This window comes from Saccharopolyspora sp. NPDC049426 (genome assembly GCF_040676935.1).
Taxonomy (GTDB): Bacteria; Actinomycetota; Actinomycetes; order Mycobacteriales; family Pseudonocardiaceae; genus Saccharopolyspora.
Map to the genome: position 1 here is coordinate 89,225 of NZ_JBFAPZ010000004.1, position 19,622 is coordinate 108,846.

The following is a 19,622-nucleotide window of genomic DNA, read 5'->3' on the forward strand; positions in this document are numbered from 1 at the left end:
AGTCACCGGTGGGCCCGCCGGTGCGGGCCCCCGCCGTGGTCGGCCAGGTGCTCGCGAATCTGCTTGCGGGCGCGGTGAAGGCGGCTCACCACGGTTCCGATCGGGACGTCGAGCGCGATGGCGGCCTCCGCGTACGAGAGGCCCTCGATGTCGACGAGGTCGATCACCCTCTTGTTCGGCTGTCGCAGCATGCCGAGGGCCTGCTCGACGGCGTAGTCGAAGGAGTCGTCAACAACGACGTCCTCCGGTGACACGTGCGGTGCGGGATCGCTGATGGTCTCGTCGCGATCGGCTGCGCCGAAGATCAGCAGAGGAGTGCGGCGGCGAACCCTGCTGACGTGGGTGTTGTGCAGGATCCGCAACAGCCACGCTCGTGGGTAGTAGCCGTCGAAACTCGTAATTCCGCGGTATGCCAGCAGCAGCGCGTCCTGAGCCAGGTCCTCGGCGTCAGCGGGTTGGTTGGTGAGCGACCGCGCCACCCGCAGCAGCAGTGGGATCTCGGGGACGATGTACCGGTCGAACAACTGCTGCTTTTCGACCACGGAGAAAGTGTCGGACTTGTCCACTGTCTCGACACCCCCTTCTTCGTGGAAGACGCCTGACCGCGGAGTGCGTGACCGCGTTGAGCGAGAGCGTTCACCTCTACCGGGGGCAGGGATCGGGCCTTCCATTCAGTGCCAATCGTGTTGTTCTTGGAGCTATCCGGCTTAAGCCCAAGGATCCTGGGTAATAGAGATGGCAATAAGGGCACAAAGTCACACTCCGAGGATGCGGAAGTCTGCCGCCCGAAGCGGAAATGCGGCGGATGACCGCGGTGTAGAATGAGCGTTGTCTGCACTCACGCGAGGTGAGAGCCGGGAAGGTGGTGTGCCGTGCCAGCATGGTTCGGACCCCTGCGGCGAGATCATCGGTCACAGCAGTGGGCGCAGCGCGCCAAGGACGAGCGCACCAGGCAATGCGTGGAGACGCTTTCCTTGCTGCAGCGGTACATCGATCGGGAACTGGACCCGTCGGAGCTCGAGGAATTCGAGCGTCATCTGGACACGTGCCGGGCATGCGAAGCGGAAACGCGGCTGTACCTCGACATCAAGAGCAGCCTCGCGGACCGCAGGAAGTGCTTCGACGAAGCGGCATCGTCCCGCTTGCGGCGCTTCGCGATGGACTTGCGCTACCGGGACTGAAATTCACCGACATCACGGCATTCTTGCGAACCAGACGAGCGACAACCCGGCTGCCGCGACCATCGCGATGAGCGCGGAGAGGAAGAACCAGCTGCTGATGTCGACGGGAACGATCGGCGGCGAGACCGACTCACCGATGTTGCTGTAGATGGCCTGCAATTGACTTTCGTTGGCGGCGGTGAACGTCAGTCCGCCGGTGTCCCGGGCCAGGCGCTCCAATTCCCGGGTGTCGAGGGGAACGTCCACAGGTCCCCTGGCGAGCTGGACCTTCCCGGTCGGCGTTCCCAGCGCGATCGTCGACACCGGGACCCGGGCGGCGCGGGCCGCGTCGATCGCCGCCTCCGGCGGTGGTCCTGTGTTGCTCGCGCCGTCGGAGAGCAGCACGATGCCCGCGGAACCGCCGCCCGTGGTGCGCACGGTGTTGAGCGCGGTCAGCACGGCTTGGCTCAGCGACGTGTTCGACTGGAAGTTCAGCCTGCCGAGGGCATCGGTGATCGCTTGGTGGTCTCGCGTGGGCGGGACGTCGACGTTGGCTGAGGCGGCGAAGCTGACCAGCCCCACCTGGGTGTCCTCCGGCACCGAGGTCAGGAAGTCGCGGACCGCGGACTTTGTGGCCTCGGAGCGGTTCGGCGGTACGTCGTTGGCCAACATCGAGGGCGACACGTCCACGGCCAGCATGACGACGCTGTTCCGCGCAGGATCGGGCATCCGGACCGTCGGCCCGGACAGGCCCAGCACCATGATCAGCGTGGCGAGCAGCATCAGCGCGGGCGGCACGTGGCGGCGCCACGCCGGTCGCCGAGGCATCACCGAGGCGAGCAGGTCGAGGTTGGTCAGCGTGACCGTGTATCGAAGACGCCGGCGCTGGACGAGTAAATAACCCACTGCCAGGGCCGCGACGAGCACGAGAAGCCACAACCATGCCGGTGTCGCGAAGCTCAGACCACCCATGATGACCGCCGATAGCCGTATTGTCGGTGCCGCCGGAGTTGGAAGAAGCGGACCAGCTGGCCGATCCAGTCCTGATCGGTGCGCAGCTGCAGGTGCTCGGCTCCGGCGTCGCGGATGATGCGGGCGATCCGTTCCCTCTGCTGCCGGGCCGCCTCCTCGTAGCGCTCGCGCAGCTGGCCGTCGAGGGTGTCGATGGTCAGCTTCGAACCGGTTTCCGGGTCCTCGACCGCCAGCGACCCGACCGCGGGAAGCCGCAGTTCGAGCGGATCGACGAGTTCGACGGCCACCACCGTGTGGCGTTGGGACAGCCGGTGCAGATCGTTGGCCCAGCCCGGCTGGACGAGGAAGTCGGAGATGACCGCGACAAACCCGCGGCGACGTGCGACCGTCCCGACCTGGGTCAGTGCGGGCCTGAGGTCGGTGCGGCCGACGGGTCGTTCGGGCCGGGCGCTGCGGGTGTTGAGCTGCGCGATGCGGTGCAAGGTCGCCTGCAGGTGGATCTTCCCCGAGCGCAGGGGCCTGACCTCGGAGTCGCCGTCGATGAGCAGCACCGCCCCAATGCGGTTGGCCAGCCACGTGGCGGCGAACCCGAAGGCGGCAGCACCGAACAGCGCGAGTTCCCGCTTCTCCCCACCCCGGGTGCCGAAGGACTGGCTCGCGGACAGGTCCACGACCAGCCACACGTCGAGCTCGTGGTCGCGAATCGGGTCGCGGACGTGGGTGTGCGTGGTGCGGGCGGAGAGGTTCCAGTCGATCATGCGCACGTCGTCGCCGGGCACGTAGAGCCGACCCTCGCCGGCCTCGTCGCCCGGCCCGGGGAAGAAACCCTGGTAGTCGCCGTGCACGGCACCGGCCAGCCGCTGCGAGATGAGCAGCTCCAGCTGAGCCAGCACCCGCCGGGTGGCGGGCTGCTCGTGATGCGCCCGCATCAGGAACGACCCCACAGCGAAGACCTGCTCTTGGCCGGCCGGGGCTGGTGCACGCGATCCAGCAGCTTGTGGATGATGTCGTCAGCGGTGACCCCGTCGGCCAGCGCCTCGTAGGTCAGGCCCAGCCGGTGCCGCAGCACCGCCGGCGCGAGGTGGTGGACGTCCTCGGGGACCGCGTAGCCGCGGCCGTGGATGAGGGCGAACGCCCGCGCCGCGGCGATCAGGCCGAGACTGGCGCGAGGGCTCGCGCCGACCGAGAGGTAGGGCGCGATGTCGGCGAAACCGAGTTCGCTGGGCGTGCGGGTGGACATCACCAGCGCCACCGCGTACTCCATCACCAGCGGATCGACGTAGACCTGGGTGGCGGCGTCCTGCAGCGCGGTGAGCCGCTCGGCGTCGAGCACCTGCTTCGGGACGGGTGTCCCGGTGCTCATCCGCCGCACGATCTCCAATTCGTCGCCCGCCTGCGGGTAGTTGATGAGGATCTTGACGAGGAAGCGGTCGCGCTGCGCTTCGGGCAGCGGGTAGACGCCTTCGGTCTCGATCGGGTTCTGCGTCGCCATCACCAGGAACGGGCGCGGCATCGCCCACGTCTGCCCGCCGATGCTGACCTGCCGCTCGGCCATGACCTCCAGCATCGCCGACTGCACCTTCGCCGGTGCGCGGTTGATCTCGTCGGCGAGCACGAAGTTGGTGAACACCGGACCCAGTTCGATGTCGAACTCCTCGCGCGACGCCCGGTAGATGCGCGTCCCGACGATGTCCGACGGTACGAGGTCGGGCGTGAACTGGATGCGGGTGAAATCCACGTCCACAGCCTGGGCGAGCGTCTTGATGGTCAGCGTCTTGGCGACTCCGGGAAGCCCTTCGAGCAAGCAGTGCCCACCGGCGAGCAGGCATACGACGATCTCCTCGGTTTCCGCCTCGTGGCCGACGATGACCTTCTTGAGCTCCCAGAGCAGTCCGCGCATCACCTCGCCTTCGCGATGGCGGAGGATCTCGGACTCCTCACCCAGGTTCCACGCCGTGTTCTCGTTCATTGGTCGAACTCCCGCCTGGTAGAGATCTCAGGTGTGGCTGCCCGCCGAATATCCGAGCGCGACGCGGGCGAGCGCGGCGCGGTCGCGCAATCGCATGTGCGCGTAACCGCTTTCGACGATCTCGTGATGGGCGAGTTGGCTCACCACGCGGCTGATGCTGGTGCGCTGCACGCCGAGCAGTTCGGCGATCATCTGGTGGGTCAGGTGCGTGACGTTGGCATCGGCGAACTCGTGCAGCAGCAGGGATGAGACCTGCGCCCGCAGATCGCCGGCCAGCATGTCGAGAAGTCGGCGTTCGTACCCGGCCATCCGGCACGCCATCGCATCGCTCCACCGCAGGGCGAACTCCGGGTAGCGCTGGATCAGCCACCGGAACTCGTCGCCGGGCAGGCGGATGATGTCGGTGTCGAGCAGAGCGATCGCTTCCTTCTCCGCCCGAATCTCGGTCATCACCTCGACGTCGCCGACGATCCCGCTCTCCCGCAGCAGCATCAGCGTCGCCGAACCGGGGCTGCGCAGTGCCACGAGTCCCCGTTCGATGATGGATACCGCCCCGACGGTCGCTCCCACGCCGAAGATGCGATCGCCGGGTGAGAGGCTGTGGTGCCGCAGATTGGGCGCGAGCACCCGAAGTGCGGTGCGCAGCTGCTGATCGATGAATGAGGACGTCCCGGAGAGGGGATCCCGGTGCGGCGCCGGGTAGGCGGCCGATGGCCCCGTCATCGGGCCCTTCGAGCTCGGCGACGGGGCCGGTCCGCCGGTGGCGCGCGACGGTGTCTCCGACATCGTTGCGCCTCCTCCGCTGTAGTGGTGTGCCTCGCTCCGAATGAGTCGCAGCGAGGCACACCGGGTGGTTATCAGTTGGGACCGTCGTTGTCCCGATCGTTGTGCTGGTTGTTCTGATCGGTCCGGTCGTTGTCCTGGTTGCTGTCGTTCTGGTTGTCGTCCAGGTTGTTGTTCTGATCATTCTGGTCGTTGTCGCGGTTCAGGTTGTCCTGCTCGTCGCTCTGCTGAGTTGCAGGTGCCTGCTCCTCGAGACCGTCCTGATCGGACTGGCCCGGCTGGTCGGGTGCGGGAGCGGTGGTGTCGCCGCCGCCCAGGCCCCGGTTGGAAAGCAGGTTGCCGTTGCCCTGCTCGTCCTGGACCGCGTTGCTCTTGATCGTCACGGAGTCGGAAGCCTCAGCGGATGCCCGGTTGAAGCTGACCACGACGCTGTTTTCGTCGACTTCGACGACGTCCCTGGCTTCGATCCGGTCGCCGGCCGAGGTGACCAGCTGGAAGCCGGCCTTGTCGTATTCCTTGCTGTCGTCGATCTTCTCGTCGAAGTCCAGGCGGACCTGGCCGGTCTCGGAGTCGACCGAGGAGCCCGTGAGATCCGGACCCGAGGTGAGGCTGCCCGACCTGTCGCCGCCGACGCTCTGGTCACCCACGGCGTTCGGGGTGGCGGAGCCATCGGACGACTCAGCGGCACCCTCGTCCACTGCGGCCAAGCTGATCTGGTCGCCGTAGTTCTGGATGTCCGGGTACGCGACCCGAATGGTGTCCGGTGAGGGCTGCACCATGCTGTCGCCCTGGATTGCCTTGCCGTCCGCGGTGTAGACCGTGAACTTCTTGGCGTCCTCGGCGGTCACTGGCTCATCGAACTTGTAGTCGAACTGCGTCTTGCCGACGAGTCCGCTGATGGAGGCCAGGTTCGGCCCGGTGGTGTCCTCGCCCGTGGACGTCGGTGCGTTCTTCACGCCCCGGGTGTCGCTGACGGCATCGGCCTTGACGAACTGCCGCACGCCGTCCCCGACCTGGGAGTCGAACTGGACGGTGACCGTGTCGTCGTTGGAGGTGACGATGGACTGCCCGTCGATCGCCCGGCCGTCGCGGGTGTAGAGACCGAACTTGGAGGCGTCGGCTCCGCCGCCGTTCTCCTTGAGGTTGCGATCGAACGTGTAGGTCACCTGATCGAGGGTGTCGTTCGAGCGCGCGCTCTCCAGCCGCGGAGCGTCGGTGCCGCTGACGCCGCCCTCGCCGCCCTGGAGCTCGACGGTGTTGGGCAGGTTGGTGCGACCGCTCTCGTTCTCCACCGCCTGGGAATCGGTGATCGCCACCGTGAACGCCTCGACATCGGTTCCGGGCGCGTACTCGGTGAGCACCGTGTTGGTGTCGCCATTCTTGATCTGCGCGCTCTGCGCCTTGACCGAGGCGTTGGTGGCGAAGCCGGACAGCTGGAAGGACGCCGGATCTCCCACGTCGCTGACGGACTTGGCGAAGCGGTACTCCACCTGCTCAGGCGCGTTGTCGTCGAGGTCTTGGCTGACGACCTCCACCGATTCAACGGTCATGCCGGTGTCGATCCCGCCGTTCATCTGATCGCCACGACCCTCGTCCTGGCCGGGCTGCTGACCACCAGGAGGCTGCTCCTCGAGGCCCGGGGGCGGCGGTGCAGGGGGTGCCGGAGCAGGCGGAGCCGGTGGCGGTGGCGGTGGCTGGGCAATCCCGGTACCACCCATCGCGATCAGCACGCCGCTCGCGCCGGCAGCGGCGATTACTGCTGCCGTGCGACGCGTTCTCTCCGTGCGTGCTCGTTTGCTACTGGACATCACGGTCTCCTCCCGCATGTCATGCGAATCCGTACTTGAGGAAACGCCGACCTGGAGGAAAACCTTTCGAAATGTTCGAAATCGGACGATGTGGTGACGGCAGTGGCGATCTGCGCGAGGTGTCAGCGCCAGTGGTACCTGAGAACCAACGGTGAACGGGAACGCGCGAATGGCCTGCGGGATCTCTCCGCCGGGTTCAAGCCCGGGTGAGATTCCCCTTGCCCTGCAAGCGGAAGTGCCGGACGAGGGCGGTGACCGCCTCGCGGCCCGCTCGGTTGGCACCGACCGTGGATTGCGAGGGCCCGAAACCGGTCAGGTGGATCCGCGGCTCTCCGACGACCTGGGTGCCGCGCACCTGGATGCCGCCGAGCTCGTTGCGCAGGCCGAGCGGATCGAGGTGGGCGAGGGCGGGCTTGAACCCGGTGGCCCACAGGATCGTGTCCACCGGGGTGAAAGTCCCGTCTGCTTCTCGGAAACCGGTCGGTTCGATCGCGGTGAACATGGGGTGGCGTTGCAGCGCTCCGCGCGCCTGGGCGGCCAGCGCGTACGGCGTCCACAGGAGATCGGTGTAGGACACGACGCTTCCGGCGGGCCTGCCGGCCTCCACGTCGGCGGCGACCTTGGCGACGACCTCGCGCCCGGCGGAGCTGTCGAACTCGCCGTCGCGGAACACCGGTTCGCGGCGGGTGTACCAGAAGGTGGTCGCCACCCGGGAGATCTCCTCCAGCTGCTGCAGCGCGGAGATGCCGCCGCCGACGACGGCCACCCGTGATCCGGCGAACCGCTCGGCGGAGACGTAGTCGCGGGTGTGCAGCTGGGTGCCGGTGAACGTCTCCTGTCCGGGGTAGTGGGGCAGGACCGGGTTGGACCAGGTCCCGGTGGCGTTGATGATCGCGCGCGCGATCCACGACCCGCGGTCGGTCTCGACCACCAGGGTGCCGTCGAGACCGGGGCGCACGGCGGTGACGGTCACCGGCCGCAGGATCGGAAGCGCGGTCGCCTCCTCGAAGGCGTCGAAGTACCGCGGCACCGCCACGCGGCTGGGCTCGTCCGGGTCGATCGGGGGCTGGGCGAACCCGGGCAGGTCGAAGATGCCGTTCACGGTCGCCATGCGCAGCGACTCCCAGCGGTGCCGCCACGCCCCGCCCGGCGCCTGGCCGGCGTCGAGCACGACGAAGGTCTCCTCGGCCTCGGGGCTCTCCAGCGCGCTGCGGAAGTCCCGGCGCTGCAGGTGGTAGCCCGCGGAAAGTCCGGACTGGCCTCCACCGATGACCACCACCGTCGCCGCGCGGGACTTCGCGGGATTCGGGGACACCTGCATGCTGCTCTCCGGACGTCGCACGGCTGCGCATGCCGTTCAACAACGGGCACGACCACGAATTCCGGCCGGTGGCGCAGAACACTTCCGCCGACGGGGTCGTGCCCGCGGACGGCTGGGAGATCTTCAGGCCCGGTCGAGGAGACCGCCTGTGATGAGCTCGGCCATGTGGCGCGCGGTGTTCTCCTGGCTCTCCCGGGTCACGGGCCGGGCGCGGCCGAGCCGGTGCGCGAGCGGGAGTTGCACCAGGGCCGCAACGGGGCTGATGACGGCGAAGAAGAGCACGTCCACGGGAACGCTGGGCATGCGTCCGTCGGCCATGAGCCGTTCGACGGCGGGGACGAGCGGCGCCAGCGTGGGGTTGACGTAGTTGTCGTAGAGGTAATCGAGGCGTTCGGATTCGTGGGCGAATTCGTCGGCAAGCACGCGTCCGAGCAGCGGGGCTTCCACGGCGGCCTGGTAGAAGTGGGTGATCACGGTCCGGACCAGCTCGGCGTCGCCCAGGTCGGCGTCGAGGAGCCGCTGTCGTTCCCGCTGGTCGTCGGCCAGCGCCGAATCGACCACGGCGCGCCAGAAGTTGGCCTTGGAACCGTAGCGGTCGTTGATGAAGTTGTGGCTGACGCCGAGCCGTCGCGCCAGCTCCCTGGCCGAGGTGCGGTCGTAGCCGAGCTCGGCGAACGCCTCCATGCCGAGCCGGAGGACCTCGGCTTCGGCGGGTGCTGATGGCGAGGCCGCCGAGGGACGTCCCGGGCCGCGCGTGGTCACCGACTCCTCTGCCGTCATGCGCTCATTCTCCCCGCGGTCGTGGGCGCCTGTTCCCAGGAGCGACTTGACGGCTGTCAGAATACGTCTAATCTGACAGGTGTCATCTCGTGTTCGGGGAGGAAGAGCTCATGGCGCAGGACGCACCGGACATCCGGGTCCCTGATTTCACCGGCCGGCTCGCCCTGGTCACCGGCGCCAGCGACGGCGTCGGCCTGGGACTGGCGGCCCGGCTCGCCGCGGCGGGCGCCGAGGTCGTCATGCCGGTCCGCAACCGGCGCAAGGGCGAGGCCGCGCTCGCGGAGATCCGCCGCAGGCACCCGCAGGCCGCGGTCTCCTTGCGGGACCTGGACCTGTCCTCGCTGGCGTCGGTCGCCGAGCTGTCCGAGCAGCTCGCCGGCGAGGGCAGGCCGATCCACGTCCTGGTCAACAACGCCGGTGTCATGACCCCGCCCGAGCGGCAGGTCACCGAGGACGGTTTCGAGCTCCAGCTCGGGACCAACCACCTCGGGCACGTCGCCCTGGTGGCCCGCCTGCTCCCGCTCCTGCGCGCGGGCCAGGCGCGGGTAACCTCGCAGATCAGCATTGCCGCCGACCGGCACTCCATCAACTGGGACGATCTCCAGTGGGAACGGCGCTACAACGGCAACCGGGCCTACAGCCAGTCGAAGATCGCGTTCGGCCTGTTCGGGCTGGAGCTCGACCGCCGCAGCCGGGAGAGCGGCTGGGGCATCACGAGCAACCTGTCCCACCCCGGCGTGACGCCCACCAACCTCCTGTCCGCGCGTCCGGAGGTGGGCCGGGGGCGCGACACCGCGGCAGTGCGGGTCATCCGAGCGCTGTCGGCTCGCGGAGTCCTGGTCGGGAAGATCGAAACGGCGCTGTTGCCAGCGCTTCTCGCCGCGACCGCGCCCGACGCCGGTGGTCGGCTGTACGGGCCCAGCGGTTTTCGGCACCTCTCCGGTCCGCCGGGGGAGCAGAAGCTGTACTCCCGCCTGCGCAGCGCCGAGGACGCCCAGCGGATGTGGAAGATCTCCGAGGACCTGATCGGCTTTCAGTTCCCGGACGCTTGATAGCGGGATCAGGCGCCGGGGCGGATCTCGTGCGGTGGCGTTCCCGGCACGATCCGGTTGCGGGTGCCGCCGAGCAGCTCCACCTCGGTGGTGACGACGTCGCCGGGCCGCAGCGGCGGGCGGAAGTCCTGGCCGTACCGGCCCCACAGCTCGGCCAGGCACCCGTTGCGGCAGGTGCCCGATCCCAGCAGGTCACCGGGCCGGATCGAGGTGCCGCGCGAGGCGTAAGCGGCCAGCGCGGGGAAGCTCCAGGCCATGTTGTCCAGCCGGTCGGTGCCGATCTCCTCGCCGTTGACCAGCACGCGCATGGTCAGGTCGTAGGAGGTGCCCGAGGCCCGGTCCCGCAGTTCGTCGGCGGTGACGAACACGGTGCCCAGCGAAGTGGCGGTGTCCTTGCCCTTGGCCGGGCCGAGCCTCAGCCGCATCTCGTGGAACTGCACGTCGCGCGCCGAGAAGTCGTTGAACACCACGAAACCCGCGATGTGCTCGGCCGCCTCCGCGACGGTGAGGTCCCGGCCCGCGCGGCCGACGACCGCGGCCACCTCCAACTCGAAGTCGAACCGCTCGCAACCGGGCGGCACGGGCACGTCGTCGTGCGGGCCGACGGTCGCATAGGGGTTGGAGAAGTAGAACGCGGGGATCTCCCAGAACTCCTCCGGGACCACGGCGTTCGGATCCAGGTTCCTGGCGATGCCCGCGGTGTGCTCGGGGAAGGTGGAGAAGTCCCGCACGGTCGGCGGCTCCAGCGGCGCCAGGAGGTCGGCCTCGTCGAGACGCACCCCGCGGGCGGCGGTGCGCAGCGAGGTGTCGGCTGTGTCGGCCAGCCTGCCGTCGTCGGCCAGCAGCGTCGGCAGGTCGAGTCCTGCGGGCAGGTCGATCAGGACGTCCTCGTCGTCGAGCACGGCGAGCCTCGGGCCTTGATCCGACCGGTGCCGGACGATGCGCATGATGCCTCCTCGATGATCCACTGCGATGCTAGGCAGCCGGAGCACCTCGGCGGAAATGCGCGGATCGGCTGGCTGGTATTCGCGCGGTGGATGGCTCGTAGGATCGCTCCGGTGACGACGCGGGAGGTACGGGCGTGAATCTGGGACAGGTCGATCTCAACCTGCTGGTCGTGCTCGACGCTCTGCTGCGCGAGCAGAACGTCACCCGCGCCGCCGAGCGGCTGCACATGTCCCAGCCCGCCACGAGCACCGCCCTGGCGCGGCTGCGCAAGCTCCTCGGCGATCCGCTGCTGGTCAAGCAGGGGCGCTACCTGCGGTTGACGCCGCGCGGTGAAGCGCTCGTCGAGCCGGTGCGCGAGGTGCTCGGGACGATCGAGCAGCACATCGTCGCACCCCCGGACTTCGACCCCGCCCACGACGAGCGGACCTTCAACCTGGCCTCCAGCGACTACGTCGGCGTCGTGATCATGCGCCCGCTGCTGGAACGGGTGAACGGACTGATGCCCAACGTCCGCTTGGAGATGGGTGCGCTGTCCGGCGACGCCGCGCGCATGATCGAGCGCGACGAGATCGACCTGGTCATCCTGCCGGAGGTGCTGGCCGAGAACATGGTGTCCGCGTCGTGCTCCAGCGCGCCGGTGGTCCGCGACCGATACGTGGGAGCGGTGTGGTCGCAGCACCCGCTGGCGGGCGGATCGCTCCCGCTGGAAGCCCTGACCCGCTACCCGTACCTGGCCTACGCACCGCCGAACGGGTGCAGCCTGATGGACGAGGACATCGAGCGGGCCGGAGTCACCCCGAGGGTCGAGGTCACCTCGGTCAACTTCATCACCATGCCGTTCTTGATGGCGGGCACCGACCTGGTCACCATCATCCCGGAGAGCCTCGGCGAGCAGCTCGCGCCCGCGGCCGGAATCGAACTGCTGGAACCGGAGTTCCCGCTGCGCCCGGTGCGTGAATCCGCCTACTGGCACAGCCGCCGGGACGCCGACCCCGCGCACCGCTGGTTGCGCGAGCAGCTGCTGGCCGTCCTGCCATAGCTGGTATTCACACCACGTATTTCCGCGCCCACCCCACGCGCCCTTAGCGTCGAACGCGTCGAAGGAGGACGCGATGACGCGACGGGTGGACGGCTGCGCCCTGGGCACTTTCTCGGACGGTTCCGGCAGTTTCGCCGGTCTCGTCGTGGGTGACCGGGTGCTGCGGCTGGACGATGTGGGGACCGTTCGGGACCTGCTGGACGACTGGGAGGCGAAGCGGAGCGCGCTGCCGGAGCTCGCGGCGACGCTGTCGAGCGGCGGCGGGACACCGCTGGCGGAGCTGACCGTTCAGGCGCCGGTGGAGCCGCGCCAGATCATCCAGGCGGGGGCCAACTACCGAAGCCACGTCGCCGAGATCGTCCTGTCCGGCCGGGAAGCCGACGACACCCGCAGCGACGAGGAGTTGCGCCGCGACGCCGAGCGCATGATGGACGACAAGGCCCGCACGGGAAGCCCGTTCTTCTTCAGCGGCCTGCCCGCCGCGATCTGCGGACCGGACGACGACGTGCTGCTGCCGGCCGAGTCCTCGCAGGTCGACTGGGAGGTCGAGCTGACCGCCGTCATCGGCAAGACCGCGCACCGAGTGCCGCGCGAACGCGCCATGGAGCACGTCGCCGGCTTCACCGTGTGCAATGACGTCAGCGCACGCGACCTCCAGTTCCCGGCTGAGCACCGGCCGCTGGGCGGTGACTGGATCCGGGCGAAGAACCGCCCGACCTTCCTGCCGACCGGGCCGTTCATCGTCCCGACCGAGCAGCTGCCGGATTACCGGGAACTGGAGATCACCCTGGACCTCAACGGGGAGCGCAAGCAGTCCGACGTCGCGGCGAACCTGCTCTTCGACGTCGAAGCGCTGGTATCGGCGATCTCCACGGCCACCACGCTGCACCCGGGCGATCTCATCCTCACCGGCAGCCCTGCGGGCAACGGCGGCAAGTGGCAGCGCTGGCTGCAGTCGGGCGACGTGCTGGAAGCGGCGATCTCGGGCATCGGCGCGCAGCGCAACACCTGCGTCCCGGAGCCCCGATGAACCGGCCGGGCCCGGGACGGGCGCAGGAGGTCTCCGACGGGGTCCACGCCTTCGTGCAGCCCGACGGCAGCTGGATGATCAACAACAGCGGGTTCGTCGCCGGAACCTCCGGAGTGCTGTGCGTGGACGCGTGCGCGACCGAACGCCGCACCCGGGACCTGCTCGCCGCCATCGCCGAGATGACGGCGGCGCCCGTGCGCACGTTGGTCAACACCCACCACCACCCCGATCACACCGCGGGCAACGGGTTCTTCCCGAACGCCACCATCGTCGCGCACGAGCAGGCCCGCCCGGAGATGCGGGCGCTCGGCCTGCCCGGGAACGACGGCATCTGGTCCGATGTGGACTACGGCGATCTCGAACTCCAGCTGCCGTTCCTGACCTTCACCGAGCGGATCGCGGTGTGGGTCGACGACCTGCGCTGCGAGCTGATCCACCCCGGACGGACCGCGCACACCACCAACGACGTCGTGGTGTGGATCCCGGAGCGCTCCGTGCTCTTCGCCGGCGACCTGGTGTTCAACGGCGGGACCCCGTTCCTGCTCTCGGGATCGGTGCGGGGCTCCATCGACGTCCTCGAACACTTCCTGGCCCCGCTGGGGGCCACCACGATCGTGCCCGGCCACGGCCCGGTGTGCGGACCGGAGGTCATCGACGAGGTGCTGGACTACCTGCGCTTCGTCCTCGACCTCGCCGCGCGCGGCCGGGAAGCCGGTTTGAGCCCGCTGGAGCTGGCTCGGGAGACCGACCTCGGCAGGTTCGCCGACTGGACCGACGGTGAGCGCATCGTCGGCAACCTGCACAGCGCCTACGCCGAGGAATCCGGGCAGCCGCTCGACGCCGGAGCCGCGCTGCGCGACATGGTCGCCTACAACGGCGGCCGTCCCCTGACCTGCCTCGCTTGAAAGACCTTTTCCCGCACCGCAGAGGAGTGTTGAATGTCCGAGATCTTGTTGTCCCAGCTCGCCCACGTCGAGCTGATCAGCCCGAAGCCCGCGGAGACCGTCGAGTGGATGAAGGAGGTCTTCGGGCTGGAGGAGACCACCAGCGAGGGCCAGTCGGTCTACCTGCGGGGCTGGGCCGAATGGCTGCACTCGAGCCTGATCATCACCGAGGGCCGCGAACCCGGTGTCGGCCGGATCGGGTGGCGCACCTACGGCCCTGAGGACCCGGAGATCGTCGCGAAGCGGCTGGCCGACACCGAGGAAGCGGTGGGCTGGGTCGACGACTGGACCGGGCACGGCGCCACCTACCGGTACCGAGCCCCGCACGGCAGGCACCTGCACGAGGTGTTCTGGGACGTCGACCGCTACCAGGCCCCGCCGGAGCAGCAGGACCCGGTGATCAAGAACCGGCCGCAGCGCTTCTCCGGCAAGGGGATCGGGGCCCGCTACCTCGACCACGTCACCATGCCGACCCAGAACATGCGCGGCGACATCGACTTCTACAAGCGGCTCGGCGCCCGCCACACCGCGCAGACCGAGGTCGAACCGGGCTTCGAGGTGTTCTCCACGTTGACCTGCAACGGCATTCGCTCCACGCACGACCTCGCGCTGGTCCCCGACTTCAGCGGCATGACCGGGCGCGCCCACCACATCGCCTTCCGGGTCGACCAGCGCCAGGACGTGGAGCGCGCGGCCGAGGTCTTCCTGGCCAACGACACGCCGATCGAGTTCGGGCCCGGGGTGCACGGCATCGACGAGATCACCTACCTCTACGTCCGCGAGCCCGGCGGGTTCCGAATGGAGATCAACGCCGGCGGCTGGGTCAACACCATGCCCGACTGGGAGACCACCACCTACCAGGCCGCGGGCGGCAACCCGGGGCAGAGCATCTGGCGCAACGTCGAAGCGCCCGAGGGGTTCCACGAGTCCTGGCCGCTGCCCGCGGGCGATGCCGCCGAGAAGCAGAACGCGGCCGTCGCGGGCGAGAACGTGCGCGACTTCTTCGGCGAGCAGGCGGGCACGTCGCGATGAGCGTGCGACGCGTTCTCGTCATCGGCGGCGGGATCGGTGGCCTCTCGGCCGCCATCGCGCTGCGCCGGACCGGTGTCGAGGTCGAGCTGATCGAGAAGAACGCCGAGTGGACGGTCTACGGCGTCGGGATCATCCAGCCGGGCAACGCGTTGCGCGCTCTGGACCAGCTCGGCCTGGCCGAGCAGTGCGCGGCGCAGGGATATCCGATGCGCGGCGTGCGCAGCCTGACCGCCGACGGCCAAACGGTGCTGCGGGACGACACCCTGCCCTCGGCCGTCCCGGGCCTGCCGCCGAACAACGGCATCACCCGCCGCAGGCTGCACGACATCCTCGTCTCAGCCGCGCGGGAGGCCGGGACGGACATCCGGACCGGCGTCACCGCGTCCGCGGTGGACCAGACGCCGGAGGAGGTGCACGTCGGGTTCAGCGATGGGCGGCAGAGCTCCTACGACCTGGTGGTGGGCGCCGACGGCCTGTACTCGCGGCTCCGCGAGCAGCTGTTCGGCGAGCACCTCCAGGCGAAGTTCACCGGGCAGGTCGCCTGGCGCATCAACCTGCCCCGAATCCCCGAGCTCGACCGGCTGTGGGTGTACCGGGGTTCGAGGGGAACGGCGGGATTCGTCCCGCTGGCCCCGGACCTGATGTACATGCTCACCATCGAGAAGGTGCCCGACGGCGCCCCGCTGTGGCTCCCGCAGGAAGGGCTGGCCGCCGAGTACCGCAAGCGGCTCGCCGAGTACGGGGGAGCGGTGGCCGAGCACCGCGAGAGGGTGCGCGACGACGCCGAGGTCGTCTACCGCCCGGTGGACAACATCCTGCTGCCCGCGCCGTGGTACCGGGGCCGAGTCCTGCTGATCGGCGACGCGGCGCACGGAACCTCCCCGCACTGCGGGCAAGGCGGCGCGCAGGCCATCGAAGACGGTGTCGTGCTCGCCGAGGAGGTCGCCGCGCACGAATCCGTCGAGCAGGTCCTCGACGGATTCATGCGGCGGCGCTTCGAGCGCTGCAAGACCGTCGTCGAGGGCTCCGAGCGCATCGGCCGCTGGGAGCAGGACCACAGCCTCGACATCGACCCCGACGCCGCGGCCTACGAGGTCACCATGGCGGCGATGGCTCCGCTGTGACCGAGCTTGGAGGAGAACCGATGCCCAGTGTCGATGTGCACGCCCACCTCGGAGTGCCGGCCGTCGACGAGCTGATCGCCGACGAACCGGGCCTGGCGCGGCAGCGGGCTGCCGACGCCGCCGCGCTCGGACCGGAGTCGGCGGCCTGCAACGTCGAGCAGATCCGCTCGCTCGCGGTGAAGCTCACCGACGTGGACGTGCGCATCGCCGCCATGGATCACGCCGGCGTTGACGTCCAGGCGGTGAGCCCGGTGCCGCTGCCGCACGCCTGGGCGCAGCGCGCGCTCGCCGAGCGCATCACCGCGCTCACCAACGAAGCGGTCGCGGAGTGCTGCTCGCGGCGGCCGGACCGGTTGGTCGGGATCGGCGCGGTCGCGCTGCAACACCCGGATCTGGCGGTGGAGCAGCTGCGGTCCGGGGTGCGGGAGCTGGGGTTGCGCGGCGTGCAGATCTCGACCTCGGCCGCGCCCGGGGCGGAGCTCGACGACCCGTCACTGGCGGAGTTCTGGGCCGCGGCGGAGGAGCTCGGCGCCGCGGTGCTGATCCACCCATGGGGCTGCACGCTGGGTGAACGGCTCAACGCCTACTACCTGTTCAACACCGTCGGCAACCCGGTGGAAACGGCCCTGGCGCTGTCGCGGCTCGCCTTCTCCGGCCTGCTCGAACGCCACCCGGGGCTGCGGATCTGGTCGGCGCACGGCGGCGGCTACCTCGGCAGCTACCTCGTGCGAGCCGATCACGCCTGGAAGGTCCGGGGCGACGCGCGCACCACCGAAGCACCGCCCAGCGAGCTCCTGCGCCGCACCTTCGTGGATTCGCTGGTCTACACCCCGCAGCAGCTGCGCCACCTGGTCGACGCGATGGGCGCCGGGCAGGTGACGCTGGGCAGCGACTTCCCGTTCGACATGGGCGTCGAGGACCCGGTGCACCGCTTGCTGGCCGCCGACCTGGACGTCACCACCACCGAAGCGATCCGGGGCGGGAACGCCACTCGGTTGCTGGGTTCGCTGCCGCAGGGTTGATCGGCCCGCGATCGCCCGCTCGCACCGTTCGGGCGGGTGATCACCATCAACGCCGTCAACCGGGTCTCGATCCTCTCCGGCCACCCGGTCCGCCGTCCGGCCGCGGGGCGCTTCGCCTGTCGCGGCTGGCCTCGGCCGCTGCCTGGTTGGCGTCGCCGCTGGTCGCCGCGCGTGAAGCCAGTTCTCGGTAGGTGAGCGGAGTGCGCTCGAACCGGCCCTCATGAGCGGCGATGGCATCCCGTGGTTGCCGGTGCTCGGGGTGGCGCGCTTCGAAATCCCTGCGCGCCTCCACCGCCCGGCGCCAGTGCGTGACGGTGTCCCGATCGCCGTTGTTCAGGCCTTCCCAGGATCGCGGGGCGGACGTCATCGGCGCCGGGGGTGCGGCGTGCCCGTGCATCGAGGGGGAGGGCGGGCGGCGCCTGGTCGTCGCGCCGCAGTCCGGGCAATCGGGCGCCAGCGAAGACCAGGAGGGGACCATGAGCTCGAACCTGGTGCCGCAGGTGCAGGCGTAGTCGTACATCGGCATGACCGGCTCACCTCCGAGTGGAACGCCCGGCCCGCACCGCGAGCAGGCCGGGCGGCGGATCACGTGTAGTAGTTGCCCGGACCGGTGCGGAGCTGGGTGATCTGTTCCGGGTCGTGCCCGTAGATCACCTGCGCGTTCGTCCGCTCCTGGATGCCGCGAATCTTCTCCACGGATTCGAGCCAGGCGACCGAGTCGTAGACGATGCCCGCGCCGACGGCGGGTGGACCGTAGGACTCCTTGCGGTACAACGCGTCCGAGGCGAAGATCATGGTCCCGCTGTCGGCCAAGTCGACCTGCAGGCTCATGGTTCCCCACGTGTGCCCGGGGGTTCGCAGCAGCGTGACGCCGGGCAGCAATTCCGTGTCGCGGTTGACCGTGTCCAGTTCCAGGCCGTCGTAGTCGGACTTGATGTGCGCGCCCTTGTTGTAGCCGTCGAAGGAGAACGCGCCTTCCTTCTCCTTCTCGTCGACGATGATCTGGGTGTTCGCCTGCTGCCAGAACTTCGCGTTGGCCGCGTGGTCGAGGTGCAGGTGGGACAGGACCAGGTAGTCGATGTCGTTGGGCTCGATCCTCAACTGCTTCAGACGAGAGTCCAACCAATCATCCTCCGCGGCGGTGTCGACGGGGAAGAACTGGTCGAGACCTGTGGGGCCCCAGCGAGTCTCCCAGTCCCGCGGGACTCCTGCGTCCCACATCAGCTTCTGGCCGTTCGGGTGCTCCAGGTAGACGACATGAGTCGGGACTTCGACCCAGTCCCGCCCCTTGTCCGGTTGGTTCTGGGTGGCCATCCGGTTGGGGTCGATCAACAGCCAGGTGAGGTCGGCGTGCATCGTTCCCGTCGGGATGATCGTGACCTTGATCTTGTCGTTGTCGGACATGGCGAGCCTCCCTCACTGGTGCACGATGACCCCGCGGATGAGCTTTCCGTCCTTGAGGTCCTGGTAGCCCTCGTTGACCTGGTCGAGGGTGTAGTTCTTGGTGATGAGCTCGTCGAGCTTGAGACGATCTGCGTTCCACAGCCGCAGGAGCTTGACGATGTCGTACTGCGGGTTGCACGAGCCGAACTGCGCGCCCCTGATGACCTTCTCGTTGCGGGTGAACATCGCGCTGGGGAGCTGGATGGTCAGGTTTTCCGGGTTGGCCTGACCGACCACGACGATGGTGCCGCCCTTGCCGACGATGTCGAAGGCCTGGCGGACGACGATCTCGTCCATGACGCCGACCGTCAGGATCGCTTGGTCGGCTCCTTCTCCCCAGGTCAGCTCGTTGACCTTGGCGGCGGCTTCGTCGGCGTCGGCGAAGGCGTGGGTCGCGCCGAGCTTCAGCGCGGTCTCGCGTTTGAACTCGACGGGGTCGACGACCACCACGTACTTGGCGCCGGCGTAGGCCGCGCCCTGCACGGAGTTGATCCCCACGCCACCGGATCCGTAGATGACCGCGGTGTCGCCGACCTTCACGCCGCCGGCGTTGACCGCCGAGCCCCAACCGGTGGGAACGCCGCAGCCGGCCAGCACCGCGACTTCCAGCGGAAGCCACGGGTCGACCTTGACCGCCGAGCGGGCGGGGATCGTGGCGCGTTCGGAGAATGTGCCGAGCATGCACATCCCGCCGAGGTCGCGGCCGTCGCGGTGGTAGCGGAAGGTGCCGTCGGGCATGTTGCCCTTGAGGATGTTCGCGCCCAGGTTGCACAGGTTCGAATGTCCGGAGGCGCAGTACCGGCAGACGCCGCAGCTGGGCATGAAGCTGCACACGACGTGGTCGCCGGGTTCGACGTGGGTCACGCCGGGCCCGACCGCCTCGATGATCCCGGCGCCCTCGTGGCCACCGACGATGGGATACCGGGGCGAATTGCCGTAGACGCCGTCGGTCAGGTGGAGGTCGGAGTGGCACAAGCCGGAAGCGGTGAACTTGATCTGCACCTCGCCGACACGTGGTTCGTCGACGTCGAGTTCGACGATCTCGAACTCCTTGCTTCCCTCTTCCAGGACTGCAGCACGGGTCTTCATTGATCACCTCTGCGGGGCGTTGTGGAAGTGCGAGGACGCTGGTGGCGGGGCCGGGTGGTGCACGGCCCTCGTTCCTGCAGTGACGTCGGTGCCGGCGGATTCTGAG

20 protein-coding genes are annotated in these 19,622 nt (G+C 69.0%); 8 read left to right on the plus strand and 12 right to left on the minus strand.

Annotated features, from left to right (window positions below):
• Positions 1-2: 2 nt before the first annotated feature.
• Positions 3-542 (minus strand): sigma-70 family RNA polymerase sigma factor, encoded by a 540-nt coding sequence (locus tag AB0J78_RS09355; RefSeq protein ID WP_363788234.1) that lies wholly within the window; start codon positions 540-542, stop codon positions 3-5.
• Positions 543-872: 330 nt separating this feature from the next.
• Here AB0J78_RS09355 and AB0J78_RS09360 point away from each other — a divergent pair, with 330 nt between their 5' ends.
• Positions 873-1,181, plus strand: a complete 309-nt coding sequence (locus AB0J78_RS09360; protein WP_363788235.1) for an anti-sigma factor — start codon at positions 873-875, stop codon at positions 1,179-1,181.
• Positions 1,182-1,193: 12 nt separating this feature from the next.
• On the opposite strand, the gene AB0J78_RS09365 is transcribed toward AB0J78_RS09360, so the two are convergent.
• From AB0J78_RS09365 to AB0J78_RS09395, 7 genes are all read right to left on the minus strand, one after another.
• Positions 1,194-2,132 (minus strand): VWA domain-containing protein, encoded by a 939-nt coding sequence (locus AB0J78_RS09365; protein ID WP_363788236.1) that lies wholly within the window; start codon positions 2,130-2,132, stop codon positions 1,194-1,196.
• Entirely contained in the window at positions 2,120-3,076 is a 957-nt protein-coding gene (locus AB0J78_RS09370) for a DUF58 domain-containing protein (RefSeq protein ID WP_363788237.1), read from the minus strand. The genes AB0J78_RS09365 and AB0J78_RS09370 overlap by 13 nt, the downstream gene beginning before the upstream one ends.
• On the minus strand, positions 3,061-4,101 hold the full coding sequence (locus AB0J78_RS09375; protein ID WP_363788238.1) for a MoxR family ATPase: 1,041 nt from the start codon (positions 4,099-4,101) through the stop codon (positions 3,061-3,063). The genes AB0J78_RS09370 and AB0J78_RS09375 overlap by 16 nt, the downstream gene beginning before the upstream one ends.
• Before the next feature lie 27 nt (positions 4,102-4,128).
• The gene (locus AB0J78_RS09380; protein WP_363788239.1) at positions 4,129-4,887 is read right to left on the minus strand and encodes a Crp/Fnr family transcriptional regulator; all 759 of its coding nucleotides are present in this window, start codon (positions 4,885-4,887) and stop codon (positions 4,129-4,131) included.
• A 71-nt stretch (positions 4,888-4,958) separates the two neighbouring features.
• Positions 4,959-6,692, minus strand: coding sequence for a hypothetical protein (locus AB0J78_RS09385; protein WP_363788240.1), 1,734 nt, complete (start codon positions 6,690-6,692; stop codon positions 4,959-4,961).
• Between the two features lie 196 nt (positions 6,693-6,888).
• Positions 6,889-8,013, minus strand: a complete 1,125-nt coding sequence (locus tag AB0J78_RS09390; protein ID WP_363788241.1) for an NAD(P)-binding domain-containing protein — start codon at positions 8,011-8,013, stop codon at positions 6,889-6,891.
• Between the two features lie 123 nt (positions 8,014-8,136).
• Positions 8,137-8,793, minus strand: coding sequence for a TetR/AcrR family transcriptional regulator (locus tag AB0J78_RS09395; protein ID WP_363788242.1), 657 nt, complete (start codon positions 8,791-8,793; stop codon positions 8,137-8,139).
• Between the two features lie 110 nt (positions 8,794-8,903).
• Between AB0J78_RS09395 and AB0J78_RS09400 the strand changes: the two genes are divergently transcribed.
• Positions 8,904-9,845, plus strand: coding sequence for an SDR family oxidoreductase (locus AB0J78_RS09400; protein ID WP_363788243.1), 942 nt, complete (start codon positions 8,904-8,906; stop codon positions 9,843-9,845).
• 8 nt (positions 9,846-9,853) lie between these two features.
• On the opposite strand, the gene AB0J78_RS09405 is transcribed toward AB0J78_RS09400, so the two are convergent.
• Entirely contained in the window at positions 9,854-10,792 is a 939-nt protein-coding gene (locus AB0J78_RS09405) for a fumarylacetoacetate hydrolase family protein (RefSeq protein WP_363788244.1), read from the minus strand.
• Positions 10,793-10,926: 134 nt separating this feature from the next.
• Here AB0J78_RS09405 and AB0J78_RS09410 point away from each other — a divergent pair, with 134 nt between their 5' ends.
• The 6 genes from AB0J78_RS09410 to AB0J78_RS09435 all read left to right on the plus strand — a co-directional run bounded on the left by AB0J78_RS09410 (position 10,927) and on the right by AB0J78_RS09435 (position 16,984).
• The gene (locus AB0J78_RS09410; RefSeq protein ID WP_363788245.1) at positions 10,927-11,832 is read left to right on the plus strand and encodes a LysR family transcriptional regulator; all 906 of its coding nucleotides are present in this window, start codon (positions 10,927-10,929) and stop codon (positions 11,830-11,832) included.
• 73 nt (positions 11,833-11,905) lie between these two features.
• Positions 11,906-12,862 carry a fumarylacetoacetate hydrolase family protein gene (locus tag AB0J78_RS09415; RefSeq protein WP_363788246.1) on the plus strand — a complete coding sequence of 319 codons (957 nt, stop codon included), beginning with the start codon at positions 11,906-11,908 and terminating at the stop codon, positions 12,860-12,862.
• Entirely contained in the window at positions 12,859-13,767 is a 909-nt protein-coding gene (locus AB0J78_RS09420) for an MBL fold metallo-hydrolase (RefSeq protein WP_363788247.1), read from the plus strand. Before AB0J78_RS09415 ends, AB0J78_RS09420 begins: the two co-directional genes overlap by 4 nt.
• A gap of 33 nt (positions 13,768-13,800) precedes the next feature.
• On the plus strand, positions 13,801-14,838 hold the full coding sequence (locus tag AB0J78_RS09425; protein ID WP_363788248.1) for a VOC family protein: 1,038 nt from the start codon (positions 13,801-13,803) through the stop codon (positions 14,836-14,838).
• The gene (locus AB0J78_RS09430) at positions 14,835-15,962 is read left to right on the plus strand and encodes an FAD-dependent monooxygenase (protein WP_363788249.1); all 1,128 of its coding nucleotides are present in this window, start codon (positions 14,835-14,837) and stop codon (positions 15,960-15,962) included. Before AB0J78_RS09425 ends, AB0J78_RS09430 begins: the two co-directional genes overlap by 4 nt.
• A 20-nt stretch (positions 15,963-15,982) precedes the next feature.
• A complete protein-coding gene (locus tag AB0J78_RS09435) occupies positions 15,983-16,984 on the plus strand; it encodes an amidohydrolase family protein (protein ID WP_363788250.1) in 1,002 nt (333 codons plus the stop codon).
• Between the two features lie 55 nt (positions 16,985-17,039).
• On the opposite strand, the gene AB0J78_RS09440 is transcribed toward AB0J78_RS09435, so the two are convergent.
• From AB0J78_RS09440 to AB0J78_RS09450, 3 genes are read right to left on the minus strand one after another with little or no spacing between them, the layout of a single operon-like run.
• Positions 17,040-17,510: a zinc ribbon domain-containing protein gene (locus AB0J78_RS09440; protein WP_363788251.1), complete on the minus strand. Its 471-nt coding sequence runs from the start codon at positions 17,508-17,510 to the stop codon at positions 17,040-17,042.
• Between the two features lie 59 nt (positions 17,511-17,569).
• On the minus strand, positions 17,570-18,388 hold the full coding sequence (locus AB0J78_RS09445) for an N-acyl homoserine lactonase family protein (RefSeq protein WP_363788252.1): 819 nt from the start codon (positions 18,386-18,388) through the stop codon (positions 17,570-17,572).
• 12 nt (positions 18,389-18,400) lie between these two features.
• A complete protein-coding gene (locus AB0J78_RS09450; protein WP_363788253.1) occupies positions 18,401-19,516 on the minus strand; it encodes an NDMA-dependent alcohol dehydrogenase in 1,116 nt (371 codons plus the stop codon).
• Between the last annotated feature and the right edge of the window lie 106 nt (positions 19,517-19,622).